This window comes from Peribacillus sp. NPDC097197 (assembly GCF_050278025.1).
Classification (GTDB): domain Bacteria; phylum Bacillota; class Bacilli; order Bacillales; family DSM-1321; genus Peribacillus.
This window is the reverse complement of record NZ_JBNNST010000026.1, coordinates 20,519-28,159: the sequence shown is the minus strand read 5'-3', so window position 1 is coordinate 28,159 and position 7,641 is coordinate 20,519. Positions and strand designations below refer to the sequence as shown.

7 protein-coding genes and 1 tRNA gene are annotated in these 7,641 nt (G+C 41.8%); 4 read left to right on the top strand and 4 right to left on the bottom strand.

Annotated features, from left to right (window positions below; all coding sequences use genetic code 11):
* Positions 1 to 403 precede the first annotated feature (403 nt).
* A complete protein-coding gene (locus tag ACQKL6_RS20150; protein WP_402876058.1) occupies positions 404 to 592 on the top strand; it encodes a hypothetical protein in 189 nt (62 codons plus the stop codon).
* A gap of 45 nt (positions 593 to 637) precedes the next feature.
* On the opposite strand, the gene ACQKL6_RS20145 is transcribed toward ACQKL6_RS20150, so the two are convergent.
* Complete coding sequence (locus ACQKL6_RS20145; RefSeq protein WP_402954150.1) at positions 638 to 1,519, bottom strand: DMT family transporter; 882 nt, start codon at positions 1,517 to 1,519, stop codon at positions 638 to 640.
* A 136-nt stretch (positions 1,520 to 1,655) separates the two neighbouring features.
* Between ACQKL6_RS20145 and ACQKL6_RS20140 the strand changes: the two genes are divergently transcribed.
* From ACQKL6_RS20140 to map, 3 genes are all read left to right on the top strand, one after another.
* Complete coding sequence (locus ACQKL6_RS20140) at positions 1,656 to 2,363, top strand: MgtC/SapB family protein (RefSeq protein ID WP_402876056.1); 708 nt, start codon at positions 1,656 to 1,658, stop codon at positions 2,361 to 2,363.
* 118 nt (positions 2,364 to 2,481) lie between these two features.
* Positions 2,482 to 2,554, top strand: a tRNA-Ala gene (locus ACQKL6_RS20135).
* 356 nt (positions 2,555 to 2,910) lie between these two features.
* Positions 2,911 to 3,651, top strand: coding sequence for a type I methionyl aminopeptidase (gene map, locus ACQKL6_RS20130; RefSeq protein WP_402954152.1), 741 nt, complete (start codon positions 2,911 to 2,913; stop codon positions 3,649 to 3,651).
* A 127-nt stretch (positions 3,652 to 3,778) separates the two neighbouring features.
* Here the strand turns inward: map and ACQKL6_RS20125 are convergent, their stop codons facing one another.
* The 3 genes from ACQKL6_RS20125 to ACQKL6_RS20115 form a co-directional block, all read right to left on the bottom strand.
* Entirely contained in the window at positions 3,779 to 3,955 is a 177-nt protein-coding gene (locus ACQKL6_RS20125; RefSeq protein WP_402876053.1) for a hypothetical protein, read from the bottom strand.
* 311 nt (positions 3,956 to 4,266) lie between these two features.
* Positions 4,267 to 5,721, bottom strand: coding sequence for an alanine/glycine:cation symporter family protein (locus ACQKL6_RS20120; protein WP_402992110.1), 1,455 nt, complete (start codon positions 5,719 to 5,721; stop codon positions 4,267 to 4,269).
* A gap of 185 nt (positions 5,722 to 5,906) precedes the next feature.
* The gene (locus ACQKL6_RS20115) at positions 5,907 to 7,559 is read right to left on the bottom strand and encodes a glycerol-3-phosphate dehydrogenase/oxidase (protein WP_402989837.1); all 1,653 of its coding nucleotides are present in this window, start codon (positions 7,557 to 7,559) and stop codon (positions 5,907 to 5,909) included.
* Between the last annotated feature and the right edge of the window lie 82 nt (positions 7,560 to 7,641).

The following is a 7,641-nucleotide window of genomic DNA, read 5'->3' as shown; positions in this document are numbered from 1 at the left end:
TGCTCATTTTGCTTTTTTTATAGTGTGTGCTCACTCAAAATTTACGTTGGCGCTTTGTTTTGTTCAGTTTTCAAAGAGCAATTTCGTTGTCGTTTCTCTCAAAGCGACTTCGTTAGTTTATCATGTTTCGTTGCTGTTTGTCAACAACTTTTTTAAAATGATTTTCAACAGCTTGTTGAGCCGTTTAAGTTGCTGTCTTAGCGACAAGAAATAATATACCATGTATAAAAAATGTTTGCAATATATTTTTACAAAGTTTTTTTAAAAAAGTTTTCATTTTCATTTCTTCTATATAAACTTCCCCTGCATTCACTTTATCTCCGTAACAAAATTAAAATATCCCGCATATTTCATCTTGAATTTATATATAGATAGATTGATATCTTTTTTATGAGGTGAAATGATGAATCTTTTATTGGTTGCGCTACTCATTTGTTATAGCATGGCTCTTTATTTATTCTGCACCGCTTTTTATGAAGCCATTAAATTCAGTAAAGAAAAAGGGAAAGTGAACGGCACGACCTTCTTATTCAGCTTTATCTTCGCCTTGATTTTCACCAGGATGACCTATTTATTCTATCCCTATGAATAAAAGCAGTAAGTCGCGTCAGACTTACTGCTTTTATATGAGTCTTTTTCAACCTTCTTTCCCTTCAGCTTTTAAAAACGTCGTTAGACCAACCAAGATGATGGTGCCTCCGAGAACTTGAGTCCATAGAATAGGCTCATCGAGAATAAAGTAAGCAAGGACCGTGGCTCCTACCGGCTCCAGAAGTATCGCCATCGAAATGGTTGTAGTACTTAGCCATTTCAATGTCCAGTTGAATAACGAATGTCCTAATAACGTTGGAAAGATGGCAAGAAGAATGAAATAGATCCAATCTTCAACGGCATAGGGCGCGAGTGCCTCGCCTTTAACAAGAACATAGACGAACAAAGTAACCGCACTAATGCTATACACGACAAATGTGTATGTTATAGAAGAGATACGTTTTACAACACTCTGTCCAAACAATAGGTAACCCGTTACTAATGCACATGCGATAAGGGCTAGGACATCTCCCCAAAGTGCCATCCCGCTGATTCGGAAATCTCCCCAGCTGATGACAAAACTTCCGGCTATCGCGATGACGCCACTACCTATCGCTCTCAACGAAAACCTTTCTTTAAAAAAGAAGTAAGCCCCCGCGAAAGCGAATAACGGCTGAAGTGTGACAAGGACTGTCGAACTGGCCACAGATGTGTAATTGAGCGATTCAAACCACAGTATGAAATGAAAGGCTAGAAACACACCAGCGGCAATCGATAACAACCAGTCCTTTTTCCGGATGAGCTTGAGTTCATGCCGGTACTTGATAAGGAAAACAGGAAGCATCAATAGAACGGTAAATAATAATCGATAAAAAGCAATGATTCCCGAAGGCGCAGTTGCTAATTTGACCAAGATCGCCGAAAAAGAAACCGAGGCTACTCCTATAGCTAAAGCCAAATAGGGATTCATTTTTGGTTTGGGCTGCATTCTCTCTCCTCTTTCCCCGAATTCTAGTTTGAAGTTTATTTTACTATGGTAGAATTATAAGGGATAGTTTATTTGAAATGGGCAAAATTGAATAGATTATTAATTCTTCTATCTTTTCTGAGGAGATGTGAATGGTATGGAATGGGTGTTCGAACCTCAATCTGAACTGCAGATATTGATAAAGTTAGGGATTTCGGCTCTCCTCGGATTAATCATTGGGTTAGAGAGGGAGATGAAACGGAAACCAGTCGGACTAAAAACAAGTCTGGTCATTTCCATCGTCAGCTGTTTATTAACAATCGTTTCGTTGGAATCAGCTTATAAATTTCCAGGCAGTGACGATGTTAATATCACGATGGACCCTCTTCGTCTTGCGGCCCAAATCGTATCAGGGGTCGGTTTCATCGGTGCAGGGGTCATCCTGCGTCGCGATAATAACAGCATTTCCGGTTTAACGACCGCCGCCATCATATGGGGTGCCGCAGGTATTGGGATTGCGGTCGGGGCAGGGTTCTTCCTTGAAGCGATCGCTGGAGTCATCCTGTTAATCATCAGTGTCGAATTGGTGCCGTCCCTTGTCACTTGGCTCGGACCAAGAAAATTGAGACAAAAGGAAATCTTTCTAAAGCTAGAGATCAAGGGTAAAGATGATATTGCTATCGTACTGAAGAAAATTAAAGAAGAGAATATTTACATCAAGGCGCTTCGGATTAAAGATGTCGAAGAAGACCTTCACCTTTTAACACTAAAAGTGTTGGTCGATTATAAAGTCAAGACTTCCGAGGTGTACTATACCGTCTCTAAACTCAGTGAAATATCCAGAGTGGAAATTGAAAATGGCTAATGTACAAAACCCGTTTGAATTCCTTCAAACGGGTTTTTCTTACTCATTTTACAAATTATAAAATTTAATATTGACTTTTCTTCGGATTCCGAATAAAATAATTATTGTACCATAACCCGGGGGCTTAGCTCAGCTGGGAGAGCGTTTGGCTGGCAGCCAAGAGGTCAGGGGTTCGATCCCCCTAGTCTCCATACTTCGAAACCCTTTGCTTTTAAGCAGAGGGTTTTTCTTTGTATCCCTCCCCTTTTCTTCTCAAAGAACTTCCCTTTATAATCGCCTTAACAGTAATTCATGCTTTTTCCCTCTACGTTGGAATAGCTACATTTTACTTACCTTTGCCTCGATACCATTCTCATCTCACATCGGACGATTCAAACCAGCCACTCATCAGTTGTTTTTTCTTGTGTTTCTGATATTTTTAGAAGAGTGAAGGAGCTAACTGTTTTCGGAATAAATTCGTCAGGCACTTTTTCACATTTATTTTAACTAAAGTGGAAATAAGGGTACAATTAATAACTCCTATATAAATAATTAATGAGGTGAAAGAATGATTGCAAAGACTGAAGAAGATTTTAATGGCTTGAAAGAAATCGGCAAAATTATTGCCTCCATTAGAGATGAATTGGTACAAAGATCAATTCCTGGCGTAACGACCAAAGAACTTGATGATATTGCTGGAGAACTGCTAAAGAAGGCAGGTGCCATTTCCGCCCCAAAAGGGGAATATGATTTTCCTGGTTATACTTGCATTAGCATTAACGAAGAAGTGGCGCATGGCATTCCAGGTGAACGGGTTATTCAAGAAGGGGATCTCGTAAATATAGATGTCTCCGCTTCAAAGAATGGTTATTTCGCAGATACAGGAATCTCATTTGTAGTAGGAGAGGGCAATGAAGTCTTAACGAAACTATGCGATGTCGCTAAAAAGGCATTTGATGCAGGTCTCAAGAAAGCAAAACCTGGTGCCAAGAAAAGCAAAATCGGAAAAGCGGTCTTTGAAACCGCGAAACAACATGGATTCACTGTTATCGAAAATCTTACGGGACATGGTGTTGGACGAAAGATCCACGAAGCACCTGCCCATATATGTAATTATTATGATCCTTGGGATAACGAAATACTAAAGGAAGGGATGGTTATCGCATTCGAGCCATTTATTTCAACCTTTGAAGAAGAAGTATTCCAAAAAGAAGATAATTGGACCTATGCCACAGAAAAAAGCTTTGTAGCTCAATTGGAGCATACGATTATCCTTACTAAAAATGGCCCGATTATTGTCACCCTTTAATTCAAGCATAGACGGTAAAGTTTTATATTAAAATAGTAGTACACGGCGGAGTGTTCTTTACACTCCGCTTTTATCTCGTCAGGTAGGGAATATTGCGAGAATAATTCGGGGAGTGAAGGCATTTACGCTAACTTCTACTCATCATTTTCTTGATCTTGCGAACAGCGGGTACTAGAACGGACTCCTGTACTTTTGTAAGGGCTACACCCAACCCAACCATCAGCATCAAGGCGATGATCAATCCTAATACCAAGCTCACTATTTCTCCAACTTCTTTAAATACAGCAACCAATACGGCAACCATTGCACTCGCCTCCCTTTACCACCACTTTTTTACGAACTTCTCACCAAACTTAAGTGAAGGATTATTTACTTTCCCTTTTCCGTGACATTAACTGAACGAACGATTACCTATAGATAGTCTCATTATAACCAAATGTATAATATTGGTCCATTTACCACCTTTGTGAATATGAAGACACACCCGACTCCGCTAGTCCGCTATCCATTTCTTTACTCATAATATGTAGTTCCCTTTTTGGTAATGACATCAAAAAAAAGCTAGCCCGATTACTCGAGCTAGCTTAATTGAAATACATATATCATTTCATAGGATTATGATATTTTCTCTTCATCCTTCATATATTCATGCTCCCAGAAATCCGCATTTTTAATCCCCAATGCTTTTGGATCAAAAACTGGGTCCACCCCTTGTTTCTTTTGTTTCTCGTAATCCCGTAATGTTATGAGTGCTGGTTTGGCTAGAATCAGAATCGCTATGACATTGAGCCATACCATGATTCCTAACCCCGCATCCCCTAAGGCCCAAGCCACTTCTGCCGTTCGGATCGTTCCATAAAAAGTGGCGGCAAGGATAATGACCTTCAAGGTGTGCATCGCCCATTTACTATTCCGATTTCGCATCAGATAAGCAATGTTCGTTTCTGCGATATAATAGTAGGCCATGATGGTCGTAAAGGCGAAGAAAAAGAGGGCTATAGCCACGAATCCTGCACCAAACCCAGGAATCACACTATCAATGGCCGCTTGTGTATAGCCTGGACCCGGTTCCACCTCTCCTAAGTTATTCACGATTGATGTCCCATCTTCCGCTTGCGTATTGTACATGCCCGTGAATAAGATCATGAAGGCAGTAGCCGAACAAACGAATAGGGTGTCTATATAAACGGAAAAAGCTTGGACAAGGCCTTGCTTGGCCGGATGGGAAACTTCGGCTGCAGCTGCTGGGTGAGCACCCGTTCCTTGACCAGCCTCATTCGAGTACACGCCGCGTTTCACTCCCCACGCGATGGCCATCCCGATCAACCCACCAAATGCAGAATCCAGACCAAAAGCACTTCTAAATATTAATGATATGACACCGGGTAATTCTGTGATATTCATGAAGACGATGATAACGGATAATAGAATATACCCGAGGGCCATAAACGGAACAATTAATTGCGCGGCATTGGCGATCCGCTTTACGCCACCGAATATGATGAACCCAAGTAAAAGGACCACGGCAATTCCTGTGATGAACGGCTCAACACCGAAGGCATTTTCCACTCCGGCGGCAATGGAATTGGACTGGACGCCCGGCATAAGAATTGCCATTGCGATAAGTGCCGCGCCTGCGAAAAGGACGGCGAACCATTTCCAACCTATCCCTTTTTCAATATAATAAGCAGGACCCCCACGATATTGACCGTCTTGCTTCACTTTATAAATCTGGGCTAACGTAGATTCTATGAATGCGCTGGATGCCCCTATGAAAGCAATGGCCCACATCCAAAAAACCGCACCTGGTCCACCGAAGGCGATGGCCGTCGCCACCCCAGCTATATTCCCTGTCCCGACACGTCCTGAAAGGGCAATGGATAAAGCCTGGAATGAAGAAACCCCCGCTTTCGAACTCTTTCCCCGGAACATCAATACAATCATTTCTTTAATATGCCTAACTTGTAGAAAACGCGTCAATATGGAGAATAATAGCCCGACCCCCAATAAGATATAAATGACCGGTGAGCTCCATAACACTCCATTCAAAGCGTCTATGAATTCCTTCAAGTAAGTTCCCCCTTTTATCGATTAGAATATTCAAAATTATATAATAATTTATATTTTTCCACAATATGTTATGTTAGTTTTTCTTACATTTGAAATAATTTTGTCGTAAAAAAGGGGAACCTTCTTGACAGCATAAAAAAGAAACGCCTGCGTTATCCGCTGGCGTTTCTACTTTCATATGGAGGTCACAAGACTGAAGTAGCGCCTTGTATTGCGTGTTCCAGTTCGCTTGTTCTTTTCTTTGTAACTGATTCGTTCCAACCAAAGTATTCAGCCATGTAGTTGGTTACGGCTTCTTTATGAGTTTGAACCAAATCGATATCAAACAGAAGCGTTCCAGTTCTACGGAAGAAGAAATCTACAGGAGTGGCTGCCATTTCATGGTCCAGTGCATATTGCAATTGTACGAATAACACTTGCGGTAGACCTGTACGGCTTCCCCCATCCTTTTCATTGATGGCAATGTTAAATAACACCGGCGCGTTCGACCCGTACATGGACAGGATCTTTCTTGAATCTTCAACAGAGAGCCCTGCATCTACACCCATTTGAATATGGTTCTTGATGTATTCAGGGAAGTTGTTCGACCCACCTACATCTCCACCTGAAATGCGGATCCGTTTTGTACTATGATCTGCGAACAATTTGTTCAAGTCCTCTGAAAACTTCTTGGCCACTAGGTCTACGGTCGTTTTGGCCATTTTGCGGTACCCGGTCAATTTCCCACCGGCAATCGTGATAAGACCTGAATCGGACACCCATATTTCATCTTTTCGTGAAATTTCAGAAGGGTCCTTGCCTTCTTCCAGAATCAATGGTCTTACACCGGACCAGGTTGACTCGATATCTGCATCCGTAACCTTCACTTCAGGGAACATGAAAGCTATCGCCTTCAAGATATAATCACGGTCTTCTTGCGTTACACCCGGATCTATCGGATCTCCTTCATAAAAGGTATCTGTCGTTCCCACATAAGCTTTACCCGCACGCGGAATGGCAAAGACCATCCGTTTATCCGGCGTATCGAAATAAATGGCCTGTTTCAAAGGGAACTTCGATTGGTCAATGACGATGTGAACACCCTTGGATAGCTTAAGCGTTTTTCCTTTTTTCGAGTTATCTTTTTCACGAATTGAATCGACCCATGGTCCAGCTGCATTGACCACTTTTGCTCCAAGTATTTCGTATTCTTCATCTGAATGTACGTCCCGGACTTTTACTCCAGCAATTTTACCATCTTCATAGACCAATTTTTCTACCTTCGTATAGTTGATGGGAGTCGCCCCTTTATCGACGGCCGCCTTCATGACTTCAATCGTCAGACGCGCATCATCCGTACGGTACTCAACATAATACCCTCCGCCTTTAAGCCCGTCTTTCTTAACAAGCGGTTCTTTCTTCAAGGTTTCATCCGCAGTAAGCATTTTTCTCCGTTCACTTCTCTTGACGCCTGCAAGGAAATCATAGACACGGAGACCGATAGATGTGCTGAATTTGCCGAATGTCCCACCTGCATGCATCGGAAGGAGCATCCATTCCGGTGTCGTTACGTGCGGTCCATTTTCAAAAACGATTTCTCTCTCTTTACCTACCTCGGCAACCATCTTCACTTCCAACTGCTTAAGGTAACGCAATCCACCGTGGACAAGCTTGGTTGATCGACTTGATGTACCAGCCGCAAAGTCTTGCATTTCAACTAATGCCACTTTCATGCCGCGTACGGTCGCATCCAATGCTATCCCTGCACCGGTGATTCCTCCACCTATTACAACTAAATCAAATTTCTCTTTTTTTAATTTATCGATTGTTTCTTTTCTATATCTATTTGAAAACCTCATATCTAACTCCTCCTTGGGGTGTTATCTTGTTGGTTCTTCTAATAATCAGCATATACTCTATTATCTTCCCATTCTAGTAAGC

Excerpts from the sequence above, each read along its gene's own strand:
- ACQKL6_RS20150 (WP_402876058.1), top strand. The coding sequence starts at position 404 with ATGAATCTTTTATTGGTTGCGCTACTCATTTGTTATAGCATGGCTCTT.
- ACQKL6_RS20145 (WP_402954150.1), bottom strand. The coding sequence starts at position 1,519 with ATGCAGCCCAAACCAAAAATGAATCCCTATTTGGCTTTAGCTATAGGA.
- ACQKL6_RS20140 (WP_402876056.1), top strand. The coding sequence starts at position 1,656 with ATGGAATGGGTGTTCGAACCTCAATCTGAACTGCAGATATTGATAAAG.
- map (WP_402954152.1), top strand. The coding sequence starts at position 2,911 with ATGATTGCAAAGACTGAAGAAGATTTTAATGGCTTGAAAGAAATCGGC.
- ACQKL6_RS20125 (WP_402876053.1), bottom strand. The coding sequence starts at position 3,955 with ATGGTTGCCGTATTGGTTGCTGTATTTAAAGAAGTTGGAGAAATAGTG.
- ACQKL6_RS20115 (WP_402989837.1), bottom strand. The coding sequence starts at position 7,559 with ATGAGGTTTTCAAATAGATATAGAAAAGAAACAATCGATAAATTAAAA.